General features: G+C 49.9%; 13 protein-coding genes and 2 pseudogenes. 4 read left to right on the top strand and 11 right to left on the bottom strand.

Features of this window, described 5'->3' with window-relative positions; translation table 11 throughout:
- Positions 1–23: 23 nt before the first annotated feature.
- A complete protein-coding gene (locus IJG50_08415; protein ID MBQ3379865.1) occupies positions 24–998 on the bottom strand; it encodes an alpha-ketoacid dehydrogenase subunit beta in 975 nt (324 codons plus the stop codon).
- Complete coding sequence (locus IJG50_08410) at positions 995–2047, bottom strand: thiamine pyrophosphate-dependent dehydrogenase E1 component subunit alpha (GenBank protein MBQ3379864.1); 1053 nt, start codon at positions 2045–2047, stop codon at positions 995–997. Before IJG50_08410 ends, IJG50_08415 begins: the two co-directional genes overlap by 4 nt.
- Positions 2048–2272: 225 nt before the next feature.
- Between IJG50_08410 and IJG50_08405 the strand changes: the two genes are divergently transcribed.
- Together IJG50_08405 and IJG50_08400 are read left to right on the top strand one after the other, a co-directional pair.
- Entirely contained in the window at positions 2273–2431 is a 159-nt protein-coding gene (locus IJG50_08405) for a hypothetical protein (GenBank protein ID MBQ3379863.1), read from the top strand.
- Positions 2432–2576: 145 nt separating this feature from the next.
- A complete protein-coding gene (locus IJG50_08400) occupies positions 2577–4739 on the top strand; it encodes an SH3 domain-containing protein (GenBank protein ID MBQ3379862.1) in 2163 nt (720 codons plus the stop codon).
- A gap of 343 nt (positions 4740–5082) precedes the next feature.
- Here IJG50_08400 and IJG50_08395 read toward each other — a convergent pair whose 3' ends face one another.
- The gene (locus IJG50_08395) at positions 5083–7785 is read right to left on the bottom strand and encodes a bacterial Ig-like domain-containing protein (protein MBQ3379861.1); all 2703 of its coding nucleotides are present in this window, start codon (positions 7783–7785) and stop codon (positions 5083–5085) included.
- A complete protein-coding gene (locus tag IJG50_08390; protein MBQ3379860.1) occupies positions 7782–8645 on the bottom strand; it encodes a hypothetical protein in 864 nt (287 codons plus the stop codon). Before IJG50_08390 ends, IJG50_08395 begins: the two co-directional genes overlap by 4 nt.
- Before the next feature lie 145 nt (positions 8646–8790).
- On the opposite strand from IJG50_08390, the gene IJG50_08385 reads away from it, so the two are divergent.
- Positions 8791–9159 (top strand): helix-turn-helix transcriptional regulator, encoded by a 369-nt coding sequence (locus IJG50_08385; GenBank protein MBQ3379859.1) that lies wholly within the window; start codon positions 8791–8793, stop codon positions 9157–9159.
- A 423-nt stretch (positions 9160–9582) separates the two neighbouring features.
- Here the strand turns inward: IJG50_08385 and IJG50_08380 are convergent, their stop codons facing one another.
- The 6 genes and pseudogenes from IJG50_08380 to IJG50_08355 all read right to left on the bottom strand — a co-directional run bounded on the left by IJG50_08380 (position 9583) and on the right by IJG50_08355 (position 13688).
- Entirely contained in the window at positions 9583–10119 is a 537-nt protein-coding gene (locus IJG50_08380) for a flavodoxin family protein (GenBank protein ID MBQ3379858.1), read from the bottom strand.
- A gap of 70 nt (positions 10120–10189) precedes the next feature.
- Entirely contained in the window at positions 10190–11182 is a 993-nt protein-coding gene (locus tag IJG50_08375; protein ID MBQ3379857.1) for an S-layer homology domain-containing protein, read from the bottom strand.
- A 25-nt stretch (positions 11183–11207) separates the two neighbouring features.
- On the bottom strand, positions 11208–12200 hold the full coding sequence (locus IJG50_08370) for an alpha/beta hydrolase (protein MBQ3379856.1): 993 nt from the start codon (positions 12198–12200) through the stop codon (positions 11208–11210).
- 64 nt (positions 12201–12264) lie between these two features.
- Positions 12265–12336, bottom strand: a pseudogene (locus IJG50_08365) (cupin domain-containing protein).
- Positions 12322–12408 (bottom strand): annotated as a pseudogene (locus IJG50_08360) (ADP-ribosylglycohydrolase family protein). The pseudogenes IJG50_08365 and IJG50_08360 overlap by 15 nt, the downstream one beginning before the upstream one ends.
- A gap of 167 nt (positions 12409–12575) precedes the next feature.
- Positions 12576–13688 carry an ankyrin repeat domain-containing protein gene (locus IJG50_08355; GenBank protein ID MBQ3379855.1) on the bottom strand — a complete coding sequence of 371 codons (1113 nt, stop codon included), beginning with the start codon at positions 13686–13688 and terminating at the stop codon, positions 12576–12578.
- Between the two features lie 198 nt (positions 13689–13886).
- On the opposite strand from IJG50_08355, the gene IJG50_08350 reads away from it, so the two are divergent.
- Positions 13887–15050, top strand: coding sequence for a hypothetical protein (locus IJG50_08350; protein ID MBQ3379854.1), 1164 nt, complete (start codon positions 13887–13889; stop codon positions 15048–15050).
- Between the two features lie 108 nt (positions 15051–15158).
- Here IJG50_08350 and IJG50_08345 read toward each other — a convergent pair whose 3' ends face one another.
- On the bottom strand, positions 15159–15959 hold the full coding sequence (locus IJG50_08345; protein ID MBQ3379853.1) for a type III pantothenate kinase: 801 nt from the start codon (positions 15957–15959) through the stop codon (positions 15159–15161).
- Positions 15960–16086: the final 127 nt, after the last annotated feature.

The raw sequence follows: 16086 nt of genomic DNA, 5'->3' as shown, positions 1-16086 counted from the left end.
CAATCATTTTTTAAGACGTGCCGCTACATCATCTTTTTTACGGCGCTTACGATATCGGCCGCGCACGGGAGATAATACTTTTCGAGCACGGGCGAATACGGAACGGGCGTATTGAGCGCGCCGATGCGCACGACGGGCGCGTCGAGCCAGTCGAAAAGCTCTTCGCCGATCTGCGCGCTTATCTCGCCGCCGTAGCCTCCGCGCTTATTCTCCTCGGTGAAAACTACCGCCCTGCCCGTCTTTTTAATGCTTTCGGTTATCAGATCAAAGTCGAGCGGGAAGAGCGAACGAAGGTCGATGACCTCGGCGCTTATTCCCTCCGCCGCAAGCGTCTTTGCCGCATCGAGCGCGTCCGTGACCTGCTTACTGTACGTGATTATCGAAACGTCGCCGCCTTCCCTTGCCACTCTGCCCTTGCCGAGCGGTACGGGAGGCGCATCAAGATTGACTTCTCCCTGCTTTGAATAGAGCAGCTTGTGTTCCATAACGAATACGGGGTCGTTGTCGCGTATGGCAGTTATCATCATTCCATAGGCGTCCTGCGGATTGGACGGCGCTATGACCTTGAGTCCCGGAACGTGCGTAAGCCACGCTTCCAGCGTCTGCGAATGCTGCGCCGCGGAGCTCGTTCCGCCGCCCGATGCGGCTCTGAATACAATGGGCAGCGAAAGCTTGCCGCCGAACATATAGCGCATCTTTGCGGCCTGATTGAATATCTGGTCCATTGCAACGCCGATAAAGTCGATCATCATAAGCTCCGCGATGGGACGAAGTCCTGTTGCGGCCGCGCCGACCGCAGCCCCGCAAAAGCCGGACTCGGAAACGGGGGTGTCGCGCACTCTAAGAAAGCCGAATTCCTCTTGAAGGCCGCGGCTCACGCCGTAAGTGCCGCCCGTTACGCCTACGTCCTCGCCGAAGATTATAACGCTTTTGTCCTCGCGCATACATTTTATGATGGCTTCGCGGGTCGCCGCGCCGAATGTCATAGTAGTCTTCATCTGTCACGCGCCTCCTTTACGATATCTTCGCTGTATACGTCCTTTACGGTGTTCTCCACCGGCGGATACGGCTGCGCCTCGGCGAACGCAATGGCGTCCGCGATCTCCTTTTCCACCTGTGCTGCGGCCTCGTCGAGTTCTTCTCTCGTCATAACGCCGTTATCAATGAGAAACTGCTCGTATCTCGGTATCGGATCTCGTTTGAGCCACGCCTCTACCTCATCCTTCGGCCTGTAGCTTGCGGGGTCGCCTGAGAAGTGGCCGCGATGGCGATACGTCTTGCATTCGATAAGCTTGGGGCCCTCTCCCCTTCTTGCGCGTTCAACGGCTACCTTCGCGGCCTCGTAAACGGCCATAACATCGTTGCCGTCAACAGTCACGCCGGGGATATCGTAGGCCTGCGCCCTCACAGCGATATCCCGAATATTCGAGTGATATGAAAACGGCACGGTTATCTGATACAGATTGTTTTCGCAGATGAAAACGACCGGCAGCTTCCAAATTGAAGCGAGGTTGAGCGATTCGTGGAACGTGCCCTGATTCGTGGAGCCGTCTCCGAAGAAGCAGACGGTGACCTGATCGGTGCCGCGCACCTGCGCGGAAAGGGCCGCGCCCACGCTTATGGGTTGGCCCGCGCCTACGATGCCGTCGGCGCCTAAAATGCCTATGTCCGTATCGGCGATGTGCATCGAGCCGCCCTTGCCCTTGCAGTATCCCGCCTCTTTTCCGTACAGCTCGGCCATCATGAATCTAAGGTCCGCGCCCTTTGCTATGCAGTGGCCGTGGCCGCGGTGCGTGCTCGTAATGTAGTCGTCCCGCCTGAGGTTCGCGCATACTGCTGAAGCTATGGCCTCCTCGCCGATATAGAGGTGCGCAAAGCCCGGCATGCGCTTTTCCTTTAAAAGCCTTTCGGCCGCTTCTTCAAACCGGCGTATACGCATCATGCTTATGTATATCGCTTTTTGCTCATCTTTGGTGATAGCCATTAAAAAACCTCCTTTATGTTTTGCGCATTTATTTACCGCTGATTTTTCGCTCGTTTTTTGCATTTTTGTGATATGTTACAATTATATATCAATTATAGCATAAAATTTGTATATTTTAACCGTGTATGCGTACAAAACCGAATATGTGTTTTTGTGGAAACTGACAGAAGCATCCTCTTAATTTTAAAGCTGCGACAAGGTATTATATTCGTGCGCTGTTTTTGCCAATAAGGCTCGGGGAGACAAAAAAAGAAAGAGGGCGCGCGGCCCTCTCGCTTTTTTGGGGATATGATTTTAAGTGTTTTCGCTCTCCTGCTCTTTTTGGGATGTTTCCTTAGTCGAATCGGCTTCTTTTGCCACAGCTGCGGTATTTACGATGCTCTGAGCCGCATAGGCGACGACGACGCAGGCGGCGACGGCGGCGACGGCGGCATCGAAAATGAATAAAGCGGCTGCTCGGAAGGCGGCCGCTTTAAATTTTGTGCTTCATGCCGATGAGTTTTCATTTTTCCGGCTTCCCATGACTATGTTTACATCACTCATCTTAAATGCTACAATATAAAATAAAAAAACATATACGGAAGTGAAAACCATGAAAAAAACTGCAAAGAGAATGGCGTCATTGCTTCTCGGCTTGTGCGTCGCCGCGTGTGCGGCCATGCCCGCAATGGCGGAAACTTCGGCATTCCCCGGGATAACGGATGAGATGACCGAGGCGTCGTTTTGGTCAGAGCTGCAGGACGATCGGGACGGCGTGCTCGCCACGCCCGAAGAGATCGCCCGCATAAACGATGCCGCGCTTTCGGCGGAGGGCAGCAATATGCACGACCTTAAAAACGTGCCCGCCGTCTTTAACGGTATTACGCGCTGCGAAGGCTTAAAGGCGAGCGCCGAGGCCGATACTGCGTATTATCTCGGCTGGACGTATGACGACCGTGGCAAGATCGCCTCGCAGGAATACTACGACAAGGTGGTAGCTAATACGAAGGACCGACATGCGAAACGCGAGATGCCCGTGCGCTACGGCATAGTGACGGAGCGCACCGAGCTTATATGCCTGCCGACGGACAAGCCGATACTCGACGATATGGACGATGCGGACTTCGACTATCGCGCGCTGGTGGGCCTTAAAATAAACGAGCCCGTTGTAATCTTTACGACCTCCGCCGACGGCAAATTCTATCACATATACAACTCCTGCTGCTCCGGCTGGGTGGACGTAAACTGCGTCGCCGTCTGCCGCGACCGCGACGAATGGCTCTCTGCGTGGGATATCCCCGATGAAAAGCGGCTCGTTTTCTACGGCGACAAGATGTATACCGATTATTCGATAACGGCCCCCGAGACCTCGCGCCGCCTTATCACGACAGGCGCTTCGTTTGAGCGTATAGACGCCGATCCCGGCGAGCTCGTTATAAACCGCCTGCCGCTTCACAATTACGCCGCATATCTCCCCGTAAGATGCGAGGACGGCAGCTACCGCAAGCAGGCCTCGCTCCTTAACGCGCGCGAAAAGCTGTCGGAAGGGTATCTGCCGCTTACGAAGGCGAATATCGCCGAGGTCGCCTTCTCGTCTTTGGGCGACGCATACGGCTGGGGCGGCTCACTGAACAACGAGGACTGCTCAAGCTTAGTAAGAAGCATATACTCCTGCTTCGGCCTCGACCTTCCCCGGAACGTAAATTGGCAGTGGGCAGTTGATTTTCCGAAGCTCGATCTTGCAAACGCCTCCACCGAAGAAAAGGAGGCCGTGCTTGACGAAATGCCGCTCGGCACGATCTTAAATTTCCCCGGTCACCAGATGCTGTATTTAGGCGAATACGAGGGTGAATATTACGTTTTAAGCACCATAGGCAGCGTGTCAAGTCCGTGGGAGGAAGGAAAGCGCCAGCGCGTGCGAAGCGTTACGCTCAACACGCTCGATATGCGCCGCATGAACGGCAAAACGTGGATGCGCGAGCTTAAACAAGTTTATATACCGTGGCAGCTCTCAAGCGGCGAAGAAAGCGCGATACCTTCTCTTTCGTGGTACCACGACGGCGTGAAATACTGCATCGAAAGCGGCCTTATGGATGCGCCCGACGGATACTTCCGCCCCGACGACGTTGCTTCGCGCGCGGAGGTGATCGAGGCGCTTTGGCGGCTTTCGGGTTCGCCCGATCCCGAAAGCTCGGACGCCGCGTTTGCCGATATCCCCGAGGGCGCGTCTTATGCGAAGGCCGTTTCGTGGGGATATGAGGCGGGCGTTATAAACGGGACGTCCGAGACGGAGTTCTCGCCCGACATGAGCGTCACGCGCGAACAGCTTGCGGTAATGATGATGCGCTGCGCGGGCGTACCCGACGAAGGCGGGGCCATGGGTCTTGCGGGCTTCGAGGACAGCGGGGAAATCTCCGACTATGCGCGCACAGCTTTGCTTTGGGCGCATATAAAGGGGCTTATTGCCGGAACGTCGGAATCGACGCTAGGCCCCCGCTCGAACCTTACGCGCGCACAGCTTGCGACCGTGATAATGCAATATAACGATATGCTTGAAGATGAAAAAGAAGCCGCCGAAGCCGCGGCGCAGGCGGAAGCCGAGGCGGCGGAGAGTGTCGAAAGCGAAGGCGAAGGCGAAACCGCAGCCGATACGGCGGCCGAAGATGCGCCTGCCGATACGGCTGCGGATACGGCGGGAGACACAGCGGCGGACGCAGGCCCGACAGAAACGAGCGAGTCCGGCGATGCAAACGCCGAGGCTGCCGCAGCTTCGTAGAAAGAATATAACAAAAAGCACGGGGCGGTTTTATTGCCGCTTCCCGTGCTTTTTTCCTTATTTTCTTTATTCAATCCGCCGCAGGCGGATTTTTGATGGCGTATCTGTCCGTACCTCCGTCGTAAACACTCTGGCAGGCCAACTCCAACCACTCGCGACCGTCGTCGAAATAATCCGCCCGATTCGTCGGCCGCTTATACTACCAAACAGATACAATCACATTCGATATGGTTGTAAGGATAGATTCAACCCCTGTCATGAACAACTTCCATTCACAATCAATGTGCCATATCGTCTAACAAATTAAGTACCGTTCGTCGCGAGAGGCTGTTATCTCGATTGTCTACTTAGCCATTATCGACTTAGCTGTGTCGTTATATCCCGTGCTCCATAAGCCGTCTTTAACGGAGCGCAGTGTATACTTGTATGTCTTGCCCGCGGTCACTGCCGTATCCGTGTACGATGTTGCCGTTGTTAACGAAACTATAGTCGTCCATTTGCCGCTGCCGGTCTTACGATATATTCTGTATCCGTCTGCTCCGGGGACAGCTTTCCACGAAAGGGTAACGGCGCCGTTCGCGCTACGTATATCCGTTATTGTCACCGGTTCGGGCACAGTTGCCTCTACCTTTATCGACTTCGCTGTGTCATTGTATCCCGTGCTCCATCCGCCGCCTTTAACGGAGCGAAGAGTATATGTATATGTCTTGCCCTCGGTCACGGTCGTATCCGTGTACGACGTTGCCGTTGTTAACGAAACTATAGTCGTCCACTTGCCGCTCCCGGTCTTACGGTATATTCTGTAGCCGTCTGCACCGGGGACCGCGTTCCATGCGAGAGAAACGGCGCCGTTCGCACAGCGTATATCCGTTATCGTCACAGGCTCGGGCGCGGCCGGCTCTACCTTTACCGACTTCGATGTGTCGTTGTATCCCGTGCTCCATATGCCGCCTTTAACGGAGCGCAGTGTATACGTGTACGTCTTACCCTCGGTCACTGTCGTATCCGTGTACGACGTTGCCGTTGTTGACGAAACTATAGTTGTCCACTTGCCGCTCCCGGTCTTACGGTATAATCTGTAGCCGTCTGCGCCGGGTACCGTGTTCCATGCGAGGCTAACGGCGCCGTTCGCACAGCGTATATCCGTTATTGTCACAGGCTCGGGCGCCGCTGCCTCTACCTTTATCGACTTCGCCGTATCGTTATATCCCGTGCTCCATGCGCCGTCTTTAACGGAGCGCAGTGTATACGTGTACGTTTTGCCCTCGGTCACTGTCGTATCCGTGTACGACGTTGCCGTTGTTGACGAAACTATAGTCGTCCACTTGCCGCTGCCGGTCTTACGGTATAATCTGTAACCGTCTGCGCCGGGCACAGTTTTCCACGAGAGAGAAACGGCTCCGTTCGTGCAGCGTATATCCGTTATCGTCACAGGGGCGGGCGCTCCGTCGTCTCCGGCGGCTTTTTCTTTTACGTTGATGCGAAACGTCACCTTATAATCTCCGTTTGTATAGGTCACGTTGTAAAAACCGGTCGCTTCCGTGCTGCCGCCTGTTGTGTTGTCCGGAGTAAGATTTATATCCTCAAATGTTCCATCGGCATACTGAACACGGACTACGGCTCCCGTATAATCAAGCGCCGCGCCTTTTATAAATTCTGTTTTATTCGGGCCGGAGATCAAAGTAACGCCGGTAACCGCGTGCGGTGGCTTTACGGTGATCGTATACGTCAGCGACTTGTCACGATACGTAACGGTCACGCTCTGTTCGCCTATAACGCTCATGTCATATCCGGATAGCATGGCGGCTGTGATCGGCACGGTTTCGGAAGTGTTGTCAATATAGTTTACCGTAAGTTCCCCGTCTGCCAAGATACTCTCTTCCACCGTATACGTAGTATGGGACGGCTTGGTTTTGAATGAGATGCTCTCAATCGTCTTTGCCGCATCCTGCCTGTTGGAACGAAGCTGCGGATAAGGATATTCTACGTTTTTATCAATTATCCATGTGTTTTCAAAATCGAAGCCCGAAAAAGTGCTCTCGCGCTTCATAAGCTCTAATGATATGCTCCCCGTATTAACGTAGCAGTTTGTTAACTGCGGATCGTCTGCGCATGTCAATGTGCCTGAGGTAGTATAAAAGCAATTTACAGAACCAGTTTTTTGGGTTTTAGAATAATAGCATAAGTCTGTATTGGCATAGCAGTTCTCTATTTGACCGTCTTGATATTTGCAGAAAAAAATGCTTTCTTTTATATTGCCTTTATCGTTATAATAATATGTCCATTCCTTGTTGACATCTTCACTGGCTATACAAAATGAATTTTTTATTGTCCCGGTATTTTTGCTGCAAATAGCACTGCATATAAAAACCGCATTGTAGACCTGGTTACCTTTCTTGCAAGGAGAGTAACACACCTCATCGTTTGGATGCCTACCATAGTAGTAGTAATCATAAGCAAAAAGCCATGAACAGTTGATAATACCGCAATTCACCATTAAACCGCTGTTATTCGAAACCATACCGCTTGAGTTAGCCAATGTGTAGGCATGAGCAACCTTACCCAAATAACTAAAATGCGAATCACAGACCTTACAGTTTAAAACGCTTCCTGTATTGTACTGTGCGAGCATGTTTATACACGAGGCTCTGTTTACAGTCACACCGTCAAGAACTCCCTCATTTGTTGTAAGCAAGGGTTCTTGTGACCCATAAAGAGTCAAATCCTTTATCTCGCCGCTGTTCGTCGTAAAGAGATTGGCGTTCAGATAGGAGATAGTATGTCCGTTTCCGTCGAAACAGCCTGAAAACGACTCTATCGTAGGCCAAATCCCGTCCGTTCCCATATAGCCGGAGTTTTTATCCTTTTCCATATCAATATCCGCCATCATGATATAGTCTTTATCCGGAGCGTATCGAATATCGTACAAATCCTCAATGCTCCAAATCTCTATGGCCTTTCCCGTGGCTCCGACATTTATGCTTGCTCCCGCAAGCATAGAAAAAACCATAGCCGCCGAAAGAACAAGATACATTATTCGTTTCATTTTACCGCCTCATTTCTTTTCGGATAGCGGCAAAGCTTATTTGCCGCGCATTCGCTGCATTTCGGATCCGCCGTGCATATCTCGCCATAGCCGGACGCGCAATATGACCAAAGAATATAATCCACCTTTGCGGGGCCTGTCCCTTCTTGGCCGATTTCATCCGCGATTGCGCGCACGGCGACGAATGCTTCCTTGGGAGTAGCATCTTCTCTTTCTGAGAAAGCGAGCCGTTTTCCTCCGAGCATTCTTCTGAGATGGCGATCCGGCTTCGGATAGTCGTAACCTACGTTTCTTAAATACTCCGACGCCAAGGCCTCGCCAAGCCCCGCCAGCTTGTTTTCTCCCGTCTCGGAAAGCGCTTTAACAAGAGATAATCCCGTCGGGTCACGGTCTAAAAAGGTTTTGTAAAATCCATCGATCCCACCGGGCTTTTTATTCCACTCGATAAGCTTTGGAATATTGACCTCGGCCAACGCCTCATACTGCACATCGGTAAGGTATTTCTTATCATTCAGCTTGCTTTCAACGATTTTTTGAAGCTCTTCTTTAGTTGAAGGCAGCTGTTTTGTGTCATATTGCAGAAATGCCTCGTCTACCGGGGGAATACGTCCTGTTTCAGGATCGATCATATCTTCAATCTCCGACCACTTACGGCATGAGCTCAGCATGGCGTATACCATAGCCCGTATGTGATCCTCAAGCGTAAACTGTGCTTCTTCGCCCGTCTCAATCCGCTTGTCGATCTGCTTTTTGATATAAGTATTCTGCCAGAACTTTTTGTCTTTTCCTTTCAGCCGCTTTTGCAAATCGCTTTCCATTTGCAGCACCGTGTTTGCGGCTGTATGAATGCTTATGCTCATAATTTCACTCCCTCCTTTTCCATAATTCGATTTTATAACGTATATCTCGTTTTGTCAACGTTTTACAAGTTTTTAAGAACGTTTGTCTTATCATATCTCTTACAATTAGCTTGATTAAATCTTTCGCGAAGGCAGGTGCGGCATTATGACTTTTTCAGAAAGACTTCGGGAACTTTTGGATGAACATGATATCACACAAAAAAAGCTCGCATCCGATCTAATGATGCCGCCCTCGACTTTGGGCGGATATATGCAGGGAACAAGCGAGCCCGATTTTGAGACGTTAAAGCTGCTTGCCCGATATTTCGGCGTTACGGCGGATTACCTTTTGGGGCTTCCGAACGCGCAAACAAAAAGCGAAAAAGAAAACGAGCTTTTAAGAATTTTCCGCTCGCTGTCTTCACAGCAGCAGGAGCTTTATTTGGAGCAAGGCAAAGCCTTTATTAAAATCAACGCAAGACAGACGCAAAACTCATCAAAGTCGATTTCCGGCAAGACAGGTAAGCTCGGATGATATAAAAAACTATCATAACAAAAAGCACGGAGCGGTTTTATTGCCGCTGCCGTGCTTTTGCTCATTAGCATTATACCCAAAAACAGAGGGGTTTACAACAGGCTATTGACTTTTTTTGCGTGTTTCCGCATTTTTGTCCATTAGAAGAGTCGGGATCATAAACGGGAGCAGCCGTCAAACTGCTCCCGTTTTGCTTTTATCTTTATTCGTCTGTGTCAGGTTCAAAATCCAAAACAAGCGTGGGCTTTGCAAAATGTTCATCCGTGATCGCTTGCAGCTTGCCGACGTGCTGTTGGCAAGCTCCCGAAGCTGCGCTTCAAGCGCGCGCCTTCGACGTAACGAAAAGCCCGCGGCGATCAACGCCGCAGGTGCGCACACCCTCGCACAGCTTTATAGTTTTGTTATACATAAAGCTTCCCTTCTTTAATTAACGCTTTTTCCCAGCTTATACGCCTCATCGGGATAGCGGCTCCTTTTCGTCTGCGCAGGCGTGCCGCAGCCACGTCCGAGCACCGTTCCCATATCCTTAAGATTTACATATCGCACAAGCGTTTTATAATGCGCCGTAAGCGCATCGAACGTCCAGTCGTCGTCGTTCCACGCAACGGAAATAAGCGCCGAACGGAGCCTTCGAGAGTTCAGGCTGCTGTTAAATGCACAGAATCGGTCTATCGTCGTTTTAAGCTGCGCACTCATGCCGTAATAATAAAGCGGCGTGGCAAATACGACCATATCGCACGACAGAAGCTTTGCCCTGATCGTCTCCATGCCGTCCTTTTGAACGCACGGCCCCTCATAGCCGCAGCGCACACATCCCGTGCACGGATGGACGTCCGCGCGGCATACGTCTATAAATTCAACGTCATGTCCCGCCTCGCGCGCGCCGCGCATAAATTCGGCGGCCAATATCGCCGTTGAACCGTTTTTATTGGGACTGCCCATAAGAAGAATGATTTTCATTTGCCTTTGCCCCCTATTTTGTCTTTCTAAGATTTCATCGGCCGCTTGCGGCCTGCCTGCCGTCTTTGTTTTATTCGCCGATCGAAAGCACAGCCGTAACGTCGCCCTCTCCCAAAAGTTCTCTCAACTCGCTTTTTTCTAAGCCTGTTATCTTTCCCAGCGGAGTAAGCGACCAGCTGTTCTTATCGTAATAGATCACGAACTGCTGTCCGCGATAGAGAATTATGTCTCCTGCGTCTGTATTCATCTGCTCATTGTTTTCAGGCAGCGCTTCCGGAAGCGGCGCGCCTTTTTCAAAGCCGCCGTAGTCGGTCATCGTAAGAGTTATGTCACCCTTCTTTAAAAGTTCCCGAAGCGCCTCGACAGTACTGTTTTCATACCATTCCACCTCGAGCGTGCGCCCCGCCGCAGTAAGCGTTATCTTTTCGGCCTGCGGCTGCGCCGCGTCCGAAAGGTCAAGATATCTTTCTAAAATATAAGCCGTCTGAGCGCGCGTTGCCGTTTCCTTTGGCGCATAAACATATTCTCCCTGTGTGGGCGCTGCGCCGTTCGCTCTTGCCCAGCCTGAAGCCACGGAAGCATATTCGTCTGCATCTTCTGCCTTTAAAGCCGCAGGCTCGCCCGCCATGCGCCAAAGCATGGTAACAAGCATCTGCTGCGTAGCAGGCGTGTCGGGCGCGAAAAGGCCGTCGCCTACGCCGTTTATAACTTTGTTTTGCCACGCCCAAAAAACTGCCCGCGCATACCATGCGTTGGGATCGGTATCCGTAAAGCCGTCCTCTGAGGAAGCTTCCGGCTCGCCCGCCATACGGTAAAGCACCGTTGCAAGCTGCGCGCGCGTAAAGTGGCCGTCGGGCGAAAACCTGCCTTCGCCGACGCCCGTCATAAGGCCGCGTTCGCAAACGGAGGCTGCCGCTTCGGCGTACCACGCGTCAGCGGGCACATCAATAAAGGCGCCCGCATCCCTCGCGTTTTCGCCTTCATCCGATACGTCAAAGGCGCAAGCGGGCAGAGTAAGACCGAAAATCAGTATAAGGACAAGCGCCGTCATGCGTTTTATCATATCAAAATCTCCTTTCAGACTTTGATCATTTCAAATTGTCATTAAAGAACCGGTCAAGCTTATCGAACGGTATTATATCAACCTTATCGTACAGGTCCGTATGCACCGCGTTCGGGATGATCATAAGCTCCTTGTTTTCGGCATACTTTGAGTCTTTCACCATGGCCTCATACGCGTCGCGCGAGAAATAGCACGAGTGCGCCTTTTCGCCGTGAACCAATAAAACGGCGCTTCTTATCTCGTTTGAATACATGAGTATGGGCTGATTTATAAACGACATACAGCCCGTTTTGTTCCAGCCGTTGTTTGAGTTGAGCGAACGCTTATGATAGCCGCGCGGAGTCTTGTAATATGCGTGATAATCCTTTACGAAGAAGGGCGCGTCGTCCGGCAGCGGGTCTATAACGCCGCCCCCCTGCTCATGATCGCCGCTTTTATAGTCGGCTGTACGCTGAGCGTTCAGCGCGGCTTTCATGTTATAGCGCGCCTCCTCGCTGTCGGCGGAGTCGAAATAGCCCTTTGCGTTTACGCGCGTCATGTCGTACATCGTCATTGAGGCAGTCGCCTTTATGCGCGTGTCCAGCGCGGCGGCGTTTACAGCCAAGCCGCCCCAGCCGCATATGCCTATTATGCCGATTCTTTCGGGATCGGCCTTCTCATAAACGGACAAAAAGTCAACGGCCGCCTGAAAGTCCTCCGTATTTATATCGGGCGAGGCCATATATCTCGGCTGTCCGCCGCTCTCTCCCGTAAACGAAGGGTCGAACGCCATTGTTATAAATCCACGCTCGGCCATAGTCTGCGCATACAGGCCGCTGCACTGCTCCTTTACCGCGCCGAACGGACCGCAAACGGCGATAGCGGGCAGCTTCCCTGAAGCATTTTTCGGCTCGTACAGGTCGGCCGCAAGCGTTATGCCGTATCTGCTATGAAACGTCACCTTTTTATGATCGACTTTATCGCTCTTTTTGAAGGTCTTATCCCATTCTTTTGTCAGATCTAAAGCTTCTTTCATCATTTTTGTTGTTCCTCCTTTGATAAATCAAGTTATAAATATCATAAGCCGCACGATTCGGCCGCCGTCCCTTGTCCGCGTGATGGATATGCCAGTTATTACGGCAGCCCGGTTCAAAGGTCACATTGAAAAGCGGAAACTCCTTCGTCTTTTCACCTCTGTCAAATTCGTAAGGCGAACCTATGATATCTCCCAATATTGCTCCGTACATACGAGTCACTCCTTTCATATTGTGCGTGCGTTTTATCTTACAGTCACAATATGCCATCGCGCGCCGCCTCTTTTGGTCACATGACGGGCGACATTTGAAAATTCCGAAAGCGATGGCGCACTGAGTATTCTTCACTTGCTTTTTTATCACAATATATTAAACCGCTTTTAATCTTCGCTGATATTCATATGCTCATTTATCCACTCATCTGCTGTATACGAATCATATCCGTCCCAAAGATCATAAAATATTTGGACATTTGTATCTGCGCCGTGGTCGAGAAGCCATTTATACAAATCATCGTTTCTAAAAACAAACGCATTGAACACTGGCGGCTCTGCAACTGCTGTTACGCCTATTAGGTTCACATTTACACCATGCTCAATAATATAATCCAGAAAAGCTCTATCGTCATCTGCCATTTTGCTTTTTTCTGTAATAGCATCTAACAGTAAAGAAAACGCCGTCTCCCCGCTTGGGCTTATTTCATTCAGCGAATACCCGTCTGCAATCAATTCTTTGATTCTTTCCTTGTTTCCTTGCTTAGCGGCCTCAAACAATGGTGTGTTTTGCGGTAGATAATAATTGTATGCCCTTATCTGGTTTCCCAAAAGCAACATGCGCTCGTCAAAGCATTTATAGTATTCTTCACATTCTTCATATGAGAATGATACTCTTTTCCTCAACTCAATTGAAGGCATTTTCCCGTGAGGGGTGCCAAGTATTATCTCCCTCATCTCATCTCGCGTATATTTTACAACCCCTTCATATTTCCAAATCTTCCTTCTTTCTTTTTCGTAATGCTTTATATCCATATACTCATCGACAGTAAAACCATCGTCTATTATGTCCTTCATTATTTGTCGCTGAGCTTCAGTCAATTCTTGAATATCATACCTGAACTGTATGGGATATATGCCATCGGCAGACTGTGCGCCGAAAGATAGCGCTTCTATTTCGGGATATCTTTTTCGGGTTTCTTCAGCCGCTTTCTCCCAAAGCTTTTGTGCAAAATGAGCTTTTGACGAGCAAATATCAGATATTCTCACCAACTCAAAACCGTTTCTAAAACAGCCGACAGAATGAATATCGTAATCCTCGCGATAATTCCATGAACCGTAATTATAAAACCTTATGGGCAAAAGCGAATAATATGGCGATCTGTTTACTATTTCTTTAATTGTTTCGCAGTTTCCCATAATCCAACAAGCATCATGAAGGTTTAATCGCTCCATGTATTTAGACCAAAATGGTACATTATTCATCGTTTTTCCTTTCACTATGCGCGCGCCGGTGTTTTACGCTTGCTTTTTTATCAATTTTATCACATTCGCGCACCGCGGTGTCAATTTTAAAGAAAAATGCTTTCGGATTGCCGTAAAACGTCCCTTTCGCCTCGCGCTGTGGTATACTAAAGATAACAAACCGAATTTTTTGCCTGCTTAGGAATTAAATCTTTCTATCGGAAAGGACGCAATATGGAAAACGTAAGCGGAAATATATCATATGCATATTACTTCATTACGCTGCGCTGGAATTCAAAAAAAGATTTTATTGACTGCGCCGTGCGTTTGTTCCCCTCGGCAACAGTATACGACGAGTATGCGGAGTATAAGGAAAAGTCTTACTTTTCAGAGCTTCAGACGGCGCAAAGATTCCTTCACGGAGGCGGACAGACTTATGAGGTCGCGCGTATTCTTTTACCCGAGCTTGGCTGTACGATGCTCACCTTTATCCCCGACTCCGGCGTCTTCTGCGTATCTCACCACTTTTCGTTTGACAATAAATCGTCCGACGAGCTTATAGCGCTTCGTCAATCGGGTATGAAAAGGCCGCTTGCTTTTCCCAAATCTGCGCCCTGCTCGTTCGATGAATTGGCAAAACGGCTCTGCGCGCAGCTTGGAACACCATCCGACCCCGTATCAAAAAGCTATCTTTTGGAAATAACGGGATCGTCTTCACCGTATGATACCGTCGATGAATTAGAGAAAGCCGAAGCGCCGCTTCTTTACGGACTTATATCCGGCGACGAGGGATACGCCTTCGTACCCGAAAATACGGTGCGCGCGGGGCTTTCCCACACCTGGGGCAGCCGCAGATTTATGAAGCTATATGCATACGAGGGCTCGTTTGTTTTCGTGAACCTGATAGACTCGAAAGAGCGGCTTGACTATCTTGAGCGTCAGGAGGAATACGGCCGTAAAACATACGGCGGCGTCGACGATTATTTCTATATGGGAAGCTGCCCGCTCACGGTGAACCACGGGATACTCTTCTCCGTTGAATTCGTTATGTCGCTAAAAACTCTAATAAACGGCGTTTCCGCCTATAAAAACAAGTCGCGTGAGAACAGGTCTTTCTATAAACGCATAAGGGAAGCGGGAAATTACAGAAAGCGCGTGCTTACCGTCCTTAACAAGGCAGAACAGGTAGAGATAAGCGAAATAGGCTCTTTGGGGCGGGTGATCCAGGAAAGCCAGAATATTGCGCCGCTTGTTGAAAAGGTAAAATATATGCTCGAACTTCTTGAAGCCGATCTTAACCTTATGTATTCCGAAAGAAACAATATGCTCATCACATTTTTGACCGTGCTCGGACTTATAATAGCTTTTGTGGGGATAATAGTTCAGTTCTTTATTTAGACAGGCGCATACGTTATGCTTTTAAAATGTTCGCAAGGGGCAATGCCGGTAAAGCGCAACGAAAAAGCGCCGCAGCGAAATATAGATCGCTTTGGAGCTTTTTCTTTTTTATTTATGCTTTACCGCCTTTGTGTCGGCGTTCTTCTTATAAAGTATATAAAGTCCGTCCATCATGAGATCATCGTCTATCGAAATGTCTCTCATGCAGTGAGGAATGACGAACTGCGCGGGATCGCCCGTAGCCACGGCCGTAAGCTCGCGTCCGAGCTGTTTTTCTATTCGGTCGAGCACCCCGTCGAACATGACGGCGTTTCCTATGATAAGTCCCGATTTCATGCTGTCGATAGTGTTCTTTCCGATAAGGCTTTTCGGCGCGTCAAGGCTTATGTCCTGAAGCTGGGATGTGTTGGTGCGAAGCGCTTCCAATGATATCCTTATACCGGGTATGATAAGGCATCCGAGTATTGCGTTCTTTTTGTCAACTACCGTTATCGTCGTCGCCGTTCCCAGATCGATAACGCAAAGCGGAGTGGGATACTTTTCTATGGCGGCAACGCACGAAACGACTATATCGCTTCCGAGCTGGGCCGGATTGTCTATTTTTATATCAAGCCCCGTTTTCATGCCCGGCTCCACCATCATCGGCTTTATGCCGATAACGCGCTCTATCGCGCTTGCGAACACAAACGAAAGCGAAGGCACGACAGATGCGATTATCGCTCCGTCAAGCGCAGATACGTCGAGTCCGTACATATGGAATATATCTTTTACCTCTACTGCGTGCTGGTCGGCGGTCTTGCTCTTGTCTGTAGATATGCGCGAAGTAAACATTATTTTTCTTTTGCCGTCTTCCTCGGATATAGCGCCCATTACGATATTCGTATTACCTATATCAATAGCCAGAACCATTATAAGGTGCCTCCTTAAACATAGGATTTGATATATTCATAAAATTATCTTATCATATATTTCAGATCATATATTAAGTATATGAACGACTGATGATGATGTCAAGAAAAAAGGGGCTTGACACATA

This window comes from Clostridia bacterium (assembly GCA_017405765.1).
Classification (GTDB): domain Bacteria; phylum Bacillota; class Clostridia; order Oscillospirales; family RGIG577; genus RGIG577.
The sequence above is the reverse complement of the archived record's forward strand: the minus strand, read 5'-3'. Positions and strand labels throughout refer to the sequence as shown.